This is a genomic window from Bradyrhizobium sp. Ken01, assembly GCF_055807355.1.
On record NZ_JBVVPC010000130.1, the window covers coordinates 1 to 1,478 of the forward strand.

The 1,478-nt window shown below is 57.8% G+C and carries 1 protein-coding gene; it reads right to left on the reverse strand.

The window, feature by feature from the left end; all coding sequences use genetic code 11:
• Nucleotides 1–820, reverse strand: an 820-nt coding sequence (locus AC0L3S_RS39005; RefSeq protein WP_473285263.1) for a hypothetical protein, incomplete at its 3' end; no start/stop codon positions are given.
• Nucleotides 821–1,478 lie beyond the last annotated feature (658 nt).

Below are 1,478 nucleotides of genomic sequence, written 5' to 3' on the forward strand. Positions count from 1 at the left end.
CCACGCCAAGATGTTCGGCCACGTGCGCGTTGTGAAGCCATCCAGCGAGCGACGCAAAACAGGCTGAGCGCATCAACCCGTGAAACAGCGCAAGGCCGACCGTATCGGCCTGTCGATAACGGTAGCCTAGCTTTTTAATGACGTACTGACGCTGGACGTTTTCGTAGGCCCTGCCCATGAGCCGAGCGAACGAACTTTTCTTCGCCTGCGGCCACGCTGCCGGATATACCGGCAACACCAGAAGCTTGCTCTTAGCGATCACCGTAGCCAACGGATGCAAAAGCTGCATCCAGGCTGGCCAAGAGGCTATTTTGGCAAACAATACCGCATGCATCACTGTCGCGACCCCGAAAGAGATTGGAAGCCACGCTACCGCAGCCACGATTACAAGCAATGCGGTGTTCGGGGTGAGATGCCGACATTTTCGAAATACCCACGCCATACCTTTGGCAAAGGCAACGTGCAGGGTTCGCTCGAACGCCCGATAGCTAATTCTGCGCCGGAGCCACGACCAGCGACGGCGCATTGACAGCATCCACTTTCGACGCCTCGCCTCGGATAGCGGAAGGATGCCCAGCGCACCGGCGGTGACAGCGACGATCAGGTTACCTAGAACCCTGGCCGCGAAAAGCGGAAGCCGGACAATCTCCATGACCAGAGGGAAAGTATAGTCGAGCAATCGCATCAAAACCGCGATAGTGAAACGCAGGATCTTGTTCGCGGCGATCGCTATCAAAGCAATCGGAACGATGATCACGTCGTCCAGTGCACCGCGCACGCGGCGCTCTTCAATCCATGCAGGGCTCTGCTCATTGGCCACGGCACTACCGGTCGAGACGCGTTTTTCGCCTAATCAGCTACGCTGACCGAGAGAGAAACTACTGCTCTATTTGAGCCTGGCTAGCAGGTCATTCCGGTCGCACATCTGCGGACGGCTCGACGGGTTTGCCGAACGGTTGTTCGTGCCACGCAAACGCCGTTCACCCGAGTTCTGCCAGCGCCGCAGGCAGCAGCGATTTCCGTGATCATGCTGTCCGGCTGCGCGAGCACGGGAGCAACGGGCGTGGCTTGCGCCGACACCGCGAGAGACAGAGCGAGCGCGCCAATTGCAATCAACCTGATCATTCTCACCTCCTCGAAGAGCGATGAACGGCCAAGCTGACGTCGCACTTGCTTCCAACACTTGAGATGGATCAAGGGTTCTTAACTGACCCGGCTTCTTCAGCGGTGGTGGGATAAGTGGCCTCGGCTCCTCAGGCGACCTTCCGTATCCACTCTGTTGCAGTCTGCGTGGAGAGCCTTCCATCATCGGGTGCTGAGGCACAAACCGCATAGACTTCCTCTCGTGGCAGTTCTACTATTTCACCCGGTTGGCGTGTATCGGGGGACACTATGATCAGGTTGACCCGCGTTTTTGATGTCGCCGTGCTAGCGTTAGGCACCTTCAACCTCGTGCTGGTGGCACTGCTTATCTCGTC